10 protein-coding genes are annotated in these 15,350 nt (G+C 62.2%); 3 read left to right on the top strand and 7 right to left on the bottom strand.

Annotated features, from left to right (window positions below):
- The first annotated feature begins 805 nt into the window (after positions 1-805).
- The gene (locus tag MKK84_RS34595; protein WP_243927446.1) at positions 806-2,485 is read left to right on the top strand and encodes a methyl-accepting chemotaxis protein; all 1,680 of its coding nucleotides are present in this window, start codon (positions 806-808) and stop codon (positions 2,483-2,485) included.
- A gap of 231 nt (positions 2,486-2,716) precedes the next feature.
- On the opposite strand, the gene MKK84_RS34590 is transcribed toward MKK84_RS34595, so the two are convergent.
- From MKK84_RS34590 to MKK84_RS34580, 3 genes are all read right to left on the bottom strand, one after another.
- Positions 2,717-4,129 (bottom strand): TIGR00366 family protein, encoded by a 1,413-nt coding sequence (locus MKK84_RS34590; protein ID WP_243927471.1) that lies wholly within the window; start codon positions 4,127-4,129, stop codon positions 2,717-2,719.
- 150 nt (positions 4,130-4,279) lie between these two features.
- Positions 4,280-5,014: a cache domain-containing protein gene (locus tag MKK84_RS34585; RefSeq protein WP_243927469.1), complete on the bottom strand. Its 735-nt coding sequence runs from the start codon at positions 5,012-5,014 to the stop codon at positions 4,280-4,282.
- Positions 5,015-5,123: 109 nt separating this feature from the next.
- Positions 5,124-5,345, bottom strand: coding sequence for a hypothetical protein (locus tag MKK84_RS34580; RefSeq protein ID WP_243927444.1), 222 nt, complete (start codon positions 5,343-5,345; stop codon positions 5,124-5,126).
- A gap of 249 nt (positions 5,346-5,594) precedes the next feature.
- Here MKK84_RS34580 and MKK84_RS34575 point away from each other — a divergent pair, with 249 nt between their 5' ends.
- Both MKK84_RS34575 and MKK84_RS34570 read left to right on the top strand, forming a co-directional pair.
- Positions 5,595-6,299, top strand: coding sequence for a GntR family transcriptional regulator (locus MKK84_RS34575; RefSeq protein WP_243927442.1), 705 nt, complete (start codon positions 5,595-5,597; stop codon positions 6,297-6,299).
- A gap of 492 nt (positions 6,300-6,791) precedes the next feature.
- A complete protein-coding gene (locus MKK84_RS34570; protein WP_243927440.1) occupies positions 6,792-7,724 on the top strand; it encodes a hypothetical protein in 933 nt (310 codons plus the stop codon).
- 281 nt (positions 7,725-8,005) lie between these two features.
- On the opposite strand, the gene MKK84_RS34565 is transcribed toward MKK84_RS34570, so the two are convergent.
- From MKK84_RS34565 to MKK84_RS34550, 4 genes are all read right to left on the bottom strand, one after another.
- Positions 8,006-9,445, bottom strand: a complete 1,440-nt coding sequence (locus tag MKK84_RS34565) for an IS1182 family transposase (RefSeq protein ID WP_243927438.1) — start codon at positions 9,443-9,445, stop codon at positions 8,006-8,008.
- Between the two features lie 352 nt (positions 9,446-9,797).
- Entirely contained in the window at positions 9,798-12,491 is a 2,694-nt protein-coding gene (locus MKK84_RS34560; RefSeq protein ID WP_243927467.1) for an EAL domain-containing protein, read from the bottom strand.
- Between the two features lie 136 nt (positions 12,492-12,627).
- The gene (locus MKK84_RS34555; RefSeq protein ID WP_243927435.1) at positions 12,628-12,801 is read right to left on the bottom strand and encodes a hypothetical protein; all 174 of its coding nucleotides are present in this window, start codon (positions 12,799-12,801) and stop codon (positions 12,628-12,630) included.
- A gap of 107 nt (positions 12,802-12,908) precedes the next feature.
- A complete protein-coding gene (locus tag MKK84_RS34550; protein ID WP_243927433.1) occupies positions 12,909-15,065 on the bottom strand; it encodes an ATP-binding protein in 2,157 nt (718 codons plus the stop codon).
- Between the last annotated feature and the right edge of the window lie 285 nt (positions 15,066-15,350).

Below are 15,350 nucleotides of genomic sequence, written 5' to 3'. Positions count from 1 at the left end.
GTCACCGCATGGCTCGGCCGCCTCCACCGCCCGCGCGGGTTTGAGAGCGATCGCTTCGGCCAGGGTCGCCCGCCGTCCCTCGGCAGCCTGCTTTGGGCTCCGCTAGCTTCGATTTCCCCAGATCTAGAACTTCAGTAGGCGGGCCCTTAGGGGATTTGCACCCTCCCCGCTGACGGCCGGAGTCGTGATGACCCTCGCCTTGAAAAGGGGGTGGTGAAACGACACCCCCTTTGCGCGCCAACCGCAGCCACGCCGTATCAGCTCAGCCGCACCGTACCGTACCCCGCTTGCGAAGGGGTCCCAATTGCACGCCGATCCGGGGTCCCATTCCAACGCCTTTTGACAGTCATAATGGTGGGTTGCCTTAAAATCCCGACATCGACCCGCACCAGGAATACGCTCGCAAACTCTGAGGTCTGCTGGGCGCCGCCATGTCTGTTTGCAGCGGTCTGCCCAGCGTGTTTCCATGACCGCCGCAAGCGCAAACTGGCCGACCGGATCTGGCCGAAAGCTGTCAGTCCGCTTCGGAGAAGGTCCGCTGCAGAAACGGACGGTCGCGTAACGACCCTATCTGGTCGGTAGAAGCAATTGCCCCCTTCCTCCAACGCGGACAGAGATATAAAATTATCCCGCCACGACCTGTACAGCCACTAACAATCTTCCCAGGACTAACAATCACTATAATTCATACGGTCTGGCGACAAAGCAGCAGATCGCCGGTCGCACAGTTCGCGGGAATATTAACATTGAATTAAGCATAGCGGATCACTTTCAAGTCTGATTGTTTGACCTGGAACCCGCTGAAATGAACTTCAACGTCTCCGTACGGGTACGCCTGATCGCGTCGCTTCTGGTGTTGCTCGCCTTCTCCGTCGGCCTGGGCGGTTTCTGCTACGACCGCCTAAACGCTATCACCGGGTCCATCGACGACCTTGGTGGCAATACCCTGCCGTCCACCCGGATCCTCAGCCGCTTAGCCACGAATTTCGAGGCCTTCCGCAGCCGACAACTCGCCTACCTCGTCTCCACTGAGGAGCGCCGGCCTCAATCCCTGCCGCGCCTGCGCGCCAGCATGGCTGAGATCGAGACGGACCTGAAGGAGTACGTCCTTTACCTCAGCGACGGTGAAGAGGCTCTCTGGAAGGCCGTGACCACCGCGGTGCCTGCTTATTCGCAAATGGGAGAGGAGTTTCTGCGCCGGATGCATGCCGGCGAGACGAAGGCGGCAACGGACCATCTCTTGGACGGCATGCTACCAAACCTGAACGCGGCCCGCGCGGCGTTGAAAGCCGATATCGCCTTCAACGACACGTACGGCAGGCAGAACGCCGCCAATGCCAAAGCGCTAGCCGAGAGCGCCCGCGTCGGCATCGTGGTGGTGCTTGTCTTCGTCGTCGTCATCACGCTGGCGATCGGCTGGATGTCCGTCTTCACGATCTCGGTCCCCGTCCGCCGCATGTCGCGTGTCATGAAGCAGGTGGCCGATGGCGCCGCTGACCTTGCGGTGCCGAATGCCGGCGAGCGCAGTGAGATCGGCGAGATGGCCGCCGCCGTGCAAGTGTTCAAGGACAACCTCGTCCGAACCCGCAAGCTCGAAGAAGAGACCGCCCTGGCCCGGGCCTCCGCCGAGGAGCAGCGCAAGCGCGCGATGCGGGACATGGCCGACGGGTTCGAGACCGCAGTCGGTAGTGTCATCGGTATGGTGTCGTCCGCGGCCACTGAATTGCAGGCTACCGCCGGAGCAATGAGCGGCACCGCCGCCGAGACCGCCGCTCAATCCTCCGCGGTGGCGGCCGCGGCCGAGGAGGCGGCCTCTAACGTCAACACCGTCGCCGCGGCAGCCGAGGAGCTCGGCTCGTCAGTGCAGGAGATTGGCCGTCAGGTCGACGGCTCCGCAGATCTCGCCCGGCAAGCCGTCGCTGAGGCGGATCAGGCCGGCACGCTGGTGCAGGCACTGAGCGCTGCCGTTTCCCGGATCGGCGACGTCGTACGCCTTATCTCGACCATCGCCGGTCAGACGAACTTGCTGGCCCTCAACGCCACTATCGAAGCCGCTCGCGCGGGCGCGGCTGGCAAGGGGTTTGCCGTCGTCGCCTCGGAGGTGAAGGCGTTGGCCGAGCAGACCGCCAAGGCGACGAGCGAGATCTCCGGGCAGATCCTGCAGATCCAGGCATCGACCGGGCAGGCCGTCGCCTCGATCGGTGGGATCACAGGCCGCATCCGCGAAATCAGCGCGGTCGCCACCTCCATCGCCGCGGCGGTGGAGGTGCAAGGTGCAGCCACCCAGGAGATCGTCGGAAATGTCGCCCAGGCGGCCGTAGGCACGGGCGAGGTCACGGGGAACATCACCGGTGTAGCGTGTGCTGCCGAGGAGACCGGGGCCGCTGCGAGCCAGGTGCTCGGGGCGGCATCCGAACTGTCGCGTCAGTCTGAGCATCTCACGGCGGAGGTCGCACGTTTCCTGGCCACTGTTCGCGCCGCCTGACCTGAGTTCGCAGGCCTGCAGTGCGCACGCGGTAGAGTTCGGTCGCAACTCGAACGTCCGCTTCCCTATCGACTGAGCATGGAAGCGGACGGGCCAATTTCCACCCTGTCCTGCCACTCGGCTCCCGACCCTAAGCAGTCGTCTTGGTCAATCCATCTACTACCCAGAAGCGGACACGAAAGGAGGGGAACTTCGCCACGATGTCTGCTCGCCGCGAGTAAACTTATCAGATCAGGGTACGACGGGTGGGTGGTAGCTGAAGGTCATCATCAACAGGGCGGCCAGCGCCGGCAGCACCAGGGCGTGCGCCAAGAACTGCACCGCGGTGTACCCGATCAGGTCGCGCGGTCGCAGGCCGAGCACGCCCAGGAGCGGCAGCATCCAGAACGGGTTGATGAAGTTCGGCAGCGTCTCGGCGATGTTGTAGACCATCAACGTCCAGCCGAGATGCGCCTCCAGCGCGTTGGCCGCACCCATCACGTAGGGCGCCTCGATCACCCACTTCCCGCCCGCCGAGGGCAGCAGGAAGCCCAGCACCGCCGAGTACACCGCCACTAACGCAGAAAAAGTGCCAGGCCCTGCGGCCAGCCCAACGAAGCCGCGGGCGATCGCGTCCGACAGGCTCGCGCCGTCCGCTAACGCCTTGGTCAGCATGAACGCGATACCGCCGTAGAACGGGAACTGTAACAGCACCCCGGACACGCTCGGCACCGCCTGCGCGAAGCTCGCCACCAGCGCTTGCGGGCGCCAGTGCAGCAGTGCGCCCAGCAGCAGGAACATGAAGTTGTAGGTGTTGAGGCCCGACAGCGTCACGAGCGGATTGCCGCCGGCGAAGACGTCGCTGAGCCAACCCGCCGACAAGGCGAGGAGCGCAAGCGTGAGAACCGGGCTGTGTGCCGCCCAGTCCCCGGGACGGCGCGGCCCGACCGGCGTTGGCGGCGGCGTCGCCGGGGCTAATTCGACGCCGAGATCGGCCGCTGTACGTGCGTGCGCGTCGGAGGGCGCGGTGAGGTAGGACACCGTCACCGACAGGAGCGTGCCGACCGACACGATCACGAGGTTCTGCCAAGTCAGGATCGTCTGCTCGAACCCGATCACCCCGGTGATCGGCAACAGCGAGACCGGGATACTGGTGGCGTTGGCCTGAAGCTGCGCCGGCCCCGAGCTGATCCCCAGGGTGAAGCCGAAGCCCAGGCCGAGATAGGCCGCCGCGCCCGCGGCGCGATAATCGAGGCGCAGGTCCGTGCGTGCTGCGATCGCGCGCACGAGCAGGCCGGAGAAGATCAGGCTCACGCCCCAGTTGACGAGCGAGAGCAGGATGCTGGTGAGCGCAACGAACACGACGGCGCCGCGTCCGGTCCGGGGCAGACCGGCCACCCGCCGCAGCGCGACGGCGACCGGCGGCGAGACCGCCACGACGTAGCCGCCGATCGCCACCATGGCCATCTGCAGGGTAAAGGGGATCAGGCTCCAGAAGCCGTCGCAGAACGCCCTACTGACGGCGCGCGGTGTGCTGCCGTGGGCCAGCACGGCCATGGCGACGAGGCTGGTCGCGATCAGGACGAAGACATAGCTGTCGGGGAACCAGCGCTCGGCCCAAGCCACTAGCGCCTGGGACAGGCGCGCGAGGCGACCCTCTCGCATCGGGGGCGCCAAGTGCGCATCGTGGCCCGTTGCGGGACCTCTGTCGCTCACGGCCGGTGCTCCAGCGGTCGGGTGCCTCGAATGGGGTCGCCGACCGGCCACCAACGATCTGCACGTATTGTCCGTTCGTCCAAACCGTCGTGGGGCGGCTCAGTCCGCCGCGGCGCGCTTGTCGGGCGCGGGTAGTGCGTTCTCCACCGCTCGCAGCCCGTCGCGCACCTTGGCCAGGGAAGCCGTGCGCGCGTCGTCGCGCACGGTCAGCGCCTCTAGGAAGGCGGTCCAGTCCGGCCGCGCGGCGGCGGGGATCTCGCCGTCGAGCTTGCGCCGCAGGTCGGCCACTCGCGCCTCGGGCGTGCTGGCGCTGGCTGGCTGCGTGGCGTCGGCATCGTACACGCCGACCGCGCAAACCTGATCGGCGACGCGTGTGTAATAGGTCGTCTCCGGCTCCTCGACCGTGCTGCCGGGCTTGGGGAACAGGTAGCGGATCACCGAAACTTGGCTGGGCTTGGCCTGCTCCAGCATGTCCCTGATGAAGTAGTGGCCGGTCTTGTCGTGCAGGTCACGCACGTCGTGGCCACGCAGGATCGGGTTGGGATGGGCGCTCATCACGCCGTCCGGTCCGACACAGAAGACGTAGCTGTCGGCGGTGCGGAAACCGCCTTCGCCGCGGCTAAACTCACCCAGAGCCTTGGGCTCGTCGACCCCGACCGCGGTGGCGGCGCGCTTGAGCATCCACTGAGCGAACCTGTCCGGTGCCGCGTCGTCGCAACTGATCGGCGCCTCGTTGAAGCCGTCGCAAGCCAGGGCGGGATCGGCCTTGAGGGCGCCGGCCATCGAGAGGCCGAGGGCAGTGAGCAGAATTGTGAACGTGAACCGCACCGCCATCATCACCTCCTCATCGGGATCGCCCGGTCCGATCGGCCGGGACGAGGGTCACTCAGGGTCGCAGCACACCGAGATCACGCCCGCCGTCCGCGTGGCGGCGGGACGTTCGTCAAGGGCCGAACAGCTCGAATGCAGGATCAGCCGCGCGGATCGCGTCGTTGGACACGGCGTTCGGAGGCAGCACGGCAAGGGCGGCGAGGCCCAGCGCCATGATCAGGATGATCGCCAATACGGCGCCGACGGCCTCGGACCGGTCCCGGTTGGCATGGATCAAACGGAGCCCACTCGTGAACAGCAGCGCCTGAGCCGCGGTGGCAAGGGTCGGGGTCATCGCTGGGCTCCGCTGTACGCGAGGAAAGGAGCCGCTGGCTCCGGCGACGTCGCTGGATCCGAGAGGGGCACGGGCTTGAACCGACATGACGGCCTCCTCACCTGCCAGCAGCGAGACTCCTAAGGGCATCTTGATGGTGCATCTGAGTAATGCACTACGTCTGAGTACTATGGGCTACGTGCCTTTGCAAGCCTGCACGCGTGGGACTATACGGACGGCGTAAGAGTACCGCGGCGAAGGACCCCGACTATGGACGCCAGCGTCGACGACATCATCGTCATTCAGGAGGTCAGCCTCGGCGAGCAGGTCCGCCGCAAGCTGCAGATGGACATCATCTCCGGTGAGATCCCACCGGGTACGATCTTGTCAGGTCCGGCGCTCGCTCAACACCTCGGCATCTCGTCCTCGCCCGTTCGGGAGGCCCTGCTTCAGCTGGCAGCCGACGGCTTGCTAGAGGTCCGGCGGAACCGCGGTTTCGTCGTGGTGACGCCCACAGTCGAGGACCTGCGCAACACTTTCCAAGTGCGCGTGCGGCTGGAGACCATGGCCATCGAGCAGCTCGTACAGATCGGCCTTCCCGATCCTGCACCCCTAACCGCTATCGCCGACGAGATCGCCGCTGCGGTCAGAAAAGGTGACGTGCCCGTCTACATGGCCGCCGACAGGGCCTTCCACGAGGCGCTGCTCGATGCCGCCGGCAACCCGGTTCTGACCCGGATTGCCCTGAAGCTGCGCGACACGATGCGGCTCTACGGCATCCGCTCGGAGAACGGCTCGGCACGACAAGCCGCCTCGGTCGAGGAGCACTACGCGATGATCGAGCTTGCCAAGAACAAGGGCTCAATGCAGGAGGCCGGCGAGCTGATGACGCGGCACATCCTCGAATGGGAGCCGCTGTTCGTTGCGGCGCTCGACCGCGTCCACAAACAGAAGCGCCGGTGGGCATTGACCTGAATCGATAGCCCCGGCCTGTCAACTTTTGCGGCAGACGTCGCCTCGAAGCGGACTGACAGATATCCACCCAACCCAGCCGTTCAGAGGCACCAGCCAATGAGGCCGGAACTGGCCGTTAGCGGAATGGCTGCTTCGGAGAGGGCGGACCTGAAAAGCGGACGGCCTCCTATCGACCCAAGCCGGCCCAACTGACGGCCTTTGGCGTTTCCCAAATGCGGCCATTCGTTGGCCACTGGTAACTTCAGCTTGGCGTGGGGCGCGGACTTTGGCCCTCCAACTGAAAGCCGACTTTCAACCTGCAAGCAAAGGCAGCCCCTGCCAAAGTCGTGAAGATTGTCGGCCTGATCGAAATCAGGGTGACGAAATGCCAAGCGCCACCGCTATGTCGATATCGACTTGTTAGAAACATCTGAAGTGCAACTGAGGAACGTGGCTTTGATGTCGCAGCTAGGACGACGCTGGACCTACGCTCTCTTTTTCACGTTTTGGATCGTGCAGAGCGCGATCGCTGGCGTGCCAGAGAAAGCGGGCCCTTGTACGGTGCCAGTACGCAATGGCCATCCGACAGACGAAGATTATGGTCAGTCTTTTCGGATGATTTTTAAATTCGTGATGCTCCCCGGTGTTCGCAAGCCAGTCCTGTATTCCTGGCGCAGAAATGGTGCATGGACCATCGACGATCAGGACGCATTCGTGCCTTTTACCGGCGAATTTCCGTCGAATTCCATCCATGACAGCTTTGAACGCGATCCGAAGAGCGGACGGATCATCGGTGTTGGCTTAGAAGGTGTGTTTGCTATCAAGCCAGGTGAGCTTGAATTTAAGAATGTCATTCGGAAAGGCGGGCTTAAAATAAACAATCCACGTCCAGCGACGTTCATTCCAAGATTAAATGGATTTATGTTTTTGGTCACGAATGGGCTGTATATCATAGATCGAAATCTAAATATTTCACAGCTCCGCTTGGACAATCCACCCGTTCTGACAAACCCTGGTGGCATCGTGGACCTACCTGGAATAAAGTCTGTTCTGATTAACGATAAAAGCCGTGTTTACATTCGTACTGATGATGGGCATTCCGTTTTGCTGGCTAGTCTGGAAAGTTGGGATTTCCTCACAAACGCGACTGTGGGACCGTCTGGCGACACCATACTTCTCGAAAGCTACCGGAACGCATTTGAAGTTAAAATCCTTCGAGAACATGATGGAACGATAATGGAGCCGACCGACGCTAAGACGGTCAGAGCCAGGCCAGAAAATAAATCCTTCATTCTCCAGCCGTCATCGACGCGATTGAAGAAAGAAATTCTCAAGAATTATATTAGTAGCCCCATACCAGTTCGGGGAGAGTCAATCCTGATAGCCTCGGACGGTCTTCACCTACTTAGAAAGGTGTGCACCCTAGATCAGGGTAAGCGCAATTGATTCTAGAATGGCGCAACGTACGAACTTCCGTTTCGTTCCCACTGCGGTCGAAGGTCTTTGTTTAGCAAGTAGCCATGAAGCGGACTTCCCCCAGGTCTGCATAGGGTCGGGAGTTATCGGTTCAGCGATGTCTGCTTCAATGCATCCGCCTTCCGGAAGCGGACGGGCAGGAAACCACCCTGAGCGGCCATCCCGTTTCCGACCGAGGCCGTGTCAAAACGCATTGATCGTGGTCGCCAGCGCTGGTCGGCAGGATGATGACGACGGCGCGGTGGGCCGCTTCAGGCTCGAATGGCCTGGATGAGCCAGGTTGCGCCGAACAGGCGTATCATCCGCTTCATGTTGTAGGCGAGGATCGCGAGGCTCATCTCGGTTCGCACGCCTTTCAGGCCCTTCGTCAGGAAGGGCGTGCTGCCCATCCAGGCTTTCAGCGTTCCGAAGACATGCTCGACCGTGGCGCGTCGTACCGCCATGGCGTCAGGCATGGCGTCGAGCCGCCTCTGCATGGCTTCCAGCACCGCCTCGTGCTTCCAGCGCTTGAAGCGCTTGAACTTCTCGGTCGTGCAGCGCGCCCGCATCGCGCAGGCATGACAGGCTTCCAGGTTGCGATAATGATCGATGTCACCGTGTCGATCGGAGCGGGCGTTAGATTTCGTCAGCACAGCGCCGGCGGGACAGACGTAGTGATCGGCCGCCGTGTCGTAGACGAAGTCGGCACGTACGAAGAGTCCCTTCTTGGCTCGACCCGACGTATCGACCCGCGGCATGGCCGGCAGGACGCCCGTGCCTTCGCAGGCCAGAACCTCGTCGCCGCTGTAGTAGCCGCGATCGGCCAGGACTGTGATCGCCTCCGCGCCGATGGCCTGCTTGGCCCGACCGCCCATTGGCACGAGCTGGGTTCGGTCGTGGCCCTCGTTGACGACCTCATGGGCGACGACGAGATGATGCTCGGGATCGACAGCGATCTGGACGTTGTAGCCGACGATGCCGGTGCCGCGCCCGCTCGTCGCCATCGAGCGCGCGTCCGGGTCGGTCAGCGAGACCTGTCCGTCGTCCGCGGCCTCTACCTGCTCCTGCATCTCGCGCAGGAAGGCCATCTGGCGGCGTAGGGCGGCGATCTTCTCGCCGATCCGCTGCGTGCGTGCCTCGGGCACGTCGTTGCCCTCCCTGTCCGCCCGGTCGAGCGCCGCGAGGTAGCGGGCGATGCTGGCATCCACCTGTTCCAGGCGCTTGGCGACCTTGGCCACGGTGTAGTTGCGGTCCCGGTTGTTGACCGCCTTGAACTTCGACCCGTCCACGGCGACGGTCGCCCCAGCGAAGAGCTGCAGATCCCGGCACAGCACCACGAACTGCCGGCAGGCCGCCTGGATCGCAGGCCCGTTGTCGCGCCTGAAGTTGGCGATCGTCTTGTGATCGGGAGCCAAGCGACCGGTCAGCCACATCACCTCGATGTTGCGCTGTGCCTCCCGCTCGAGCCGCCGGCTCGACGGCACCCGATTGAGATAGCCGTAGAGGTAGAGCTTCGGAAGCGTGGCCGGATCATACGCAGGCCGCCCCGTCGCTGCGGGCTCGAAGCGCGTGAAGCCGAGGGCGCCTAAATCGAGTTCGTCGATGAACACCTCGACCACGCGAACCGGATTGTCCGCCGTGACATAGTCGTCCAGCGAACTGGGCAGCAACCAGGACTGCCGACGGTCCTGCCCTTCGACGAACCGACCCATGCTGGCCTCCGCAGATCAGGCCCCAAGTCTGTCTCAGACCGGACTTTTGACATAGCCTCGACCCACACCAGCCGCGCGGGTCGTTGAAGGGATTCCCCGAAACCGGAACTTGTATCAAGTGATGCAGCATCGCGAAGTTTGGGCTTTTGCCGCGTGACGGTCTGGCTGCACCATTGGGTGTTTGTCGAAAATTGCCAGAAAACGGCCTGGGGACGAGGAGCCTGGTTCATCCTTGAAGCTTGGTAACCCGCGGCCGGCACGCTCGCCTCGTGGCTGCGTTCATCGGCTACCCCGATGATTGGACTTCGGCATGATGCCAACCCACAAGTAAGTCGGAGATGTTATGGCACAGCTATGCGACGCGAAGATCCTCTGTGGGCAAGATGAGCAGGCGGTACGCTACGATCGGCATAGGTCGGCCGGATAAGTAACCCTGGATCTCCGCGCAGCCGTGCTCCCGCAGGAACGTCAGCTGTTCTTCGGTTTCGATGCCCTCCGCAAGCACCGTGACTCCCAGACTCTCGCCGAGGCTGATGATGGCGCGGACGATAGCGCTACCTTTGCTCGTCAAACCGATCTGCGCAACGAACGACCGGTCGATCTTGATTTTGTCAAAGGCAAACGTCTGGAGCGTCGCTAGCGAAGAGTAGCCCGTCCCAAAATCATCCATTGAAATGCGCACTCCTAATCCCTTCAGATCATGAAGCGCATCCAGGGAGCGGGCCGAGCTTTTCAAGAACAAGGTCTCGGTCACCTCAAGCTCAAGACGGTTTGGCTTTAGGCCCGTCTCTCTAAGCACAGAACGGACCGTGTCGCACAGGCCGCTTTGCTGGAATTGGGCGATCGATAGATTGACAGCGATATCGAGGGGCCGTGCCCACGATGCTGCTTCGTGGCAAGACTCACGCAGCACCCACTCACCAAGTGGCAGGATTAACCCGGTTTCCTCTGCCAGAGGGATGAATTCAGCCGGCGAAATTGGACCCCGCGTCGGATGAGTCCACCTAAGAAGTGCTTCGAAGCCCGATACTTCGTTCGAAAGGAGCGCGAATTGCGGCTGATAGTGCAGCTCCAGCTGTTCGGTGCCAATGGCTGCACGCAGATCCAGCGCCAATTGGTGGCGTTCACGTGCTGCCACGTCCATAGACGGATCGAAGAAGCAGTAATTTCCTTTGCCGGCAGCTTTGGCTTGAACCAACGCCATGTCGGATGCGGACAAAAGCTGCTCATAAGCAGCCGCGTCGCCCGGGAACGTCGCGATGCCGATGCTGCACCCTATGTCGATCAAACGTCCGCCGTCGAGGTAGGATGCACCAAGGGCGTCTACGATGGATTGCGCGGCCGTGGCTGGCGTCCTCACATCATCAAGCCCAGCAGCGAGCACAGCGAACTCGTCGCCGCCGAGGCGGGCTGCGACGCAGCGTCCGTCAAGCAGCCCACGCAGACGTGCGGCGACCTCTTGAAGAATACGGTCACCGGTGGGGTGGCCGAACAGATCGTTGACCTGTTTGAAGCCATCGAGATCGAGACAAAGCAGCGCCAACTGTGCGCCCGTCTTGGCGCAGAGCGCTATTTCCCGCGCGACCACCTCCTCGAACTGCACGCGGTTCGGAAGTCGGGTCAAAGCATCGTGTCGCGCGAGAAAGCGCACTCGCTTCTCGCTGCGACGCAGTGCTGAGACATCCTCGTGGGTACAGATCCACCCACCGCCAGGGACACAGACCCGGAGGACGTTGATCTCGCGTTCGTCGGCCAAACGAACAACCGTGGCGGTTTGCGGCGATCCGTCCGCTGTCGGGGGGGGAATGACCATGTCCCATTCCTCCGCAGGCCCCCCACGTCGCGCGAGAATGAGCTGCCGAAGTTCGTCGGATGTCGTGCCTGCCTGTTGGAGATGAAGCGGAACGGCATACAAATCGGCGAAGCGTTCGTTCATCACGACAAGGCGCCCATCGCCGTCGAACAGGCAAAGACCTTGCGCCATGTTGTCGAGAGCAATGCCGAAGCGTTCGTATTGCGCACGCAGCTTCTGCTCGCCTCGAGCACGCTCCTCGGCCCGTGCAACACGCCGTTCAGCTCGGGCTCGCCTCAAGACAAGCAGCAACAGAGTGCCAAGGCAGCCGATAAGCAGTGCCGCCCCCGTTGCTAAAACGACAGCCTGCCTACGAAACGGGGCGAGGCTCGCTTCCGTCGTACGGCTGATACTCAGGATCATAGGGTAGCGGACAAGTGCTCGCGTCGCGATGAGCCGTTCTTTCCCATCAATCGGACTGACATTACGGAGAAAGCCGCCCATTGGGTCCGTATTAGCGATCAGCGCAGCCCCCGTCGTCGGGAAGATTTTGCCAACGACGTCAGCCCGAGTGGGATGGCGCACGAGCAACATGCCGTCATTACGAAAGACAGAGACCACGGCATCGTCGGACGGTGTAATCTGCTGATAGAGGTACTCGAAATAGCCGAGCTCTACCGCACCAAGCACAAGACCAAGAAAGCGTCCGTCGGCGGCCGTGACCTTTCTTGCGACGTAAATGGTCCAAGCGCCGTTGCCGCGATTCTGGACCGGCTCGCTGATGAAACGCTGGAGCTTGCGGTCGGCAGCCAGCGCCCTGAAATAATCTCGGTCCGCAATGTTGACATCGGGAATCGGCCAGTAGCGGCTGAAATTGAGAAGCTTACCGTCACCGTCGACAATAGTGATGGCGTTGACCTGTGGCAGCGCCGCGATACGGGCGCGGAGAGACGTATGGAGGTCATGTCGAGCTACCACCACAGCGTAATCCGCAGGTGTCTCGACGTGCGCCTCGTGCAAATCCTGAATGATTGCTTCCTGAACCATCTCCATGGCCTGCAGGGAGCGGTCAGCTTGGTCGGCCAGGACCTTGGAAAGCCCAACGATGCTGCGTTCTACATCTTGAATTGCCTGTTGATGCATATCGGCGACGAGCAGCGTGGCGCCCGTAGCGATCACGGCGGTCAAGATCACGAAATAGGCAACAAGCGCCACGATGGAACGCGACGCGAACAGAGACCGAAGCATCAGCACGCGCAAGACTCTTTTCAGCCTAACTCATCTCGTTTTATAGGCGCCATGAGTAGAATTTATTATATAGCTAAGTCGCTACGTGCGCATTGTATAAAGCACGGAAATTGATGAATTAAGGCTTACTGGCAGAAGCGAATCACGACACTGTCAACTCGGCGTCGTCACCGCCACTCGCTCCCATCCAGCGGCTGACAAATCCAGTGATGCGGATGCGCGGCACAGGCGGCATCGTCTGGAACCAATCGACTAAGTCATGCGTCTCGGCACGTTTCGACGATAGCAGGATGACGCAGGCAAGGGCAGTGGCCACCGCTTACTCTCGGCGACCCGCACTGCTTAATCTGGTCCCTGCAAAGCCCGTACGCGACCACCTTTCGGATGTCTGCTTGCCGATAGAGCGCCCATATTCCTGAGCAATCAGCCCGCAAGACTCAAAGTTGGTTCAGACCGAATGGTGGCGATACGGGCGACGGTTTCGGATGAGCGGGCGCGCAGGACTTCTAGAAGTACTGTATGGTCCTCTTTCGACCGGCAAACGGTTTCGACTTCTCTGCAAAGCGTTGCGAGTGAAGCGAAGCCCACCATGCTCGTAGCCGACACCATCGCGTGCGCATCCTCGGCGATCTGCTTGCGGTCGTGGGAGTGGGAGGACGGTCCGAACCGCTGGGTGAGTTCATCCGCCAGCATCGCAAGCAGGCCGACCATGCGCTCGTGGCCGACCATATCGCGCATCTCGTTGAAGACGGAGCTGTCGAGGCCGGAGATCACTGCCGCGTGTGCTCCCTCCGAGGCCCAGCGATCGACCGCCGAGAGGAGCGCGTCTTGCCGAAACGGCTTGCCGATGTGATCGTCCATGCCCGCGGCGCGGAACTCTGCCACCTGTTCCGGCAGAACGTTGGCCGTCATAGCCACGATCGGCATGCGCGCGGCAGCACCCTCCAGGGCACGGATGTGCCGCGTGGCGCTCATGCCGTCCATTCCCGGCATCTGGATGTCCATCAGCACGAGGTCGTACGTCTTGACCTTTACCGCAGCCACCGCCGCGGCGCCGTCGCTGACCACGTCTACACTATGCCCGGCGCGTTCCAGGATCGCTCGGGCGAGATCCTGGTTCAGCGGAACATCCTCGGCCAACAACAGGCGTCGGCCCAAGCGACCACTGGAGTTGGATGAGGGCTCTAGGACGATGGCCGGTTCGCTTGCCACAGGGAGTTCGAGGGCGAACCAGAAGGTTGAGCCATGGTCAATCACGCTCTCAACGCCGATCGCCCCGCCCATGCGCTCAACGAGCGCTTTTGAGATCGCCAGACCAAGCCCGCTACCGCCGAAATCCCGTCCGATCGATCCATCGACTTGGCTGAAGCGCTGAAACAAGCGGTCGCGCTTGTCCGCCGGTATGCCGATGCCGGTGTCTTGGACCGAACAGCGGAATTGGACCGCCCCCTCCTTCGAGCCGCTCAGGGTCACGCTTAGGTCGATCCTGCCCCGTGCGGTGAACTTCACGGCGTTGTTGAGCAGGTTCAGCAGCACCTGCCGCAATCGGTCCTCGTCGCCGATCAACCACATGGGCAACGCAGGATCTAAGCTTACGGCAAGCGTCAGTCCCTTTGCCTCGGCTAAGCCCCGAACGATCGAGACGGTGTTGTCGACCAGGGCCACAGGCGCGAACGGCCGTGACGTAATCTCGACCTGCCCGGCCTCCAGTTTCGAGAAGTCGAGGATGTCGTTGACGACGGTTAGTAGGGCTGCGCCCGCCGTGCGGATACGCTCGGCATGTTGTCGCGCACGGGGACCGAGGTTCGGCTCCTCGCAGAGTAAGTCAGCGTAGCCGATTACCCCGTTGAGGGGTGTCCGGATCTCGTGGCTCATCGAGGCCAGGAACTCGGTTTTGGCTGCGCTGGCTTGCTCAGCCCTCTCGCGAGCGACTTGTTCGCGCAACCGTGCAAGCAAGAATACCCCAAGCAGCGTGCAGCCAAGCGCGAGGGCCCCCGTAAGAGCCGCGACAATAGTCGCGGTCTTGATCTGCGCGCCATCAGCGGCCCACAAGCCATTGAGCGCCGCGGTGCTGCGCTCAGTGATCGCACGGGCTACAGCCTCGATCTCCTCCATGATGATCTGGCCGGAGCCATTGCGCACGATGCGAAGGGCCTCAGTTCCATTGTCTTCCGCCATCATCACGGTCTGAGAAAGCTCTTCAAGCTTAGAATCTATAAGCTTGTGCAGTTTCTCGATGAGTGCACGGTCATCAGCGCCGCGTACCAAGTCTTCAATCAGATATAGGTTGCTCCGGGCTCGAGGGAGGCCGCGTTTATAAGTGGCGAGGTAGCGCTCTTGCCCGGTCAAGAGATAACCGCGCTGGCCTGTCTCAGCCGCACGCACGCTCTCCAGCGTGTCGGAAGTAGCGCGCAGCACGCCCGTCAAACGCGCAACCTCGGTCCGGCTATCCGCGAGATTGGCAACGTTCAGTGCGAGCGTTGCCGCGCTTGCGAGGGTCAGTAGAAGTGCGGCCAGCAGCGCGCCGGCCCCGACCCCAGCTGCACCAAGTCTATGAATGCGTAAAAGCAATTGGAACACCCGGCTATCCAGGGGCCCCTGAGGCTCATGGCGTTGTGCCCCCCCCTTAAGTCCAAAAGGTTACGCTAATTCTTCAAGCCTTCGCCGGCAGCCCCTTATCGGATCCTCCCCCGGCCAATCGGACGACACGACGCCGCCGGGGCGATCAGTTCGGTGGTGCGAAGCCCCCCGCTGGATCAGGCGGTGGCAAGGAGGCCGCACCAAAGGATTCGGAGCTACCGTTCGTGAGCATGTCGGCTTCGGGGCATTCGCTGTCCAAAAGCGGGCCAGCGGCAATCCACCCTT

The sequence above is a fragment of the Methylobacterium sp. E-065 genome (assembly GCF_022829605.1).
In the GTDB taxonomy this organism is placed as follows: domain Bacteria; phylum Pseudomonadota; class Alphaproteobacteria; order Rhizobiales; family Beijerinckiaceae; genus Methylobacterium.
Note: the sequence above shows the minus strand (reverse complement) of the source record. Positions and strands in the feature narration are given on the sequence as shown.

Bases quoted from the DNA above. Each gene is read 5' to 3' on its own strand.
- MKK84_RS34565 (WP_243927438.1), bottom strand. From the start codon at position 9,445: ATGGGTCGGTTCGTCGAAGGGCAGGACCGTCGGCAGTCCTGGTTGCTG.
- MKK84_RS34585 (WP_243927469.1), bottom strand. From the start codon at position 5,014: ATGGCGGTGCGGTTCACGTTCACAATTCTGCTCACTGCCCTCGGCCTC.
- MKK84_RS34590 (WP_243927471.1), bottom strand. From the start codon at position 4,129: ATGCGAGAGGGTCGCCTCGCGCGCCTGTCCCAGGCGCTAGTGGCTTGG.
- MKK84_RS34595 (WP_243927446.1), top strand. From the start codon at position 806: ATGAACTTCAACGTCTCCGTACGGGTACGCCTGATCGCGTCGCTTCTG.
- MKK84_RS34580 (WP_243927444.1), bottom strand. From the start codon at position 5,345: ATGACCCCGACCCTTGCCACCGCGGCTCAGGCGCTGCTGTTCACGAGT.
- MKK84_RS34575 (WP_243927442.1), top strand. From the start codon at position 5,595: ATGGACGCCAGCGTCGACGACATCATCGTCATTCAGGAGGTCAGCCTC.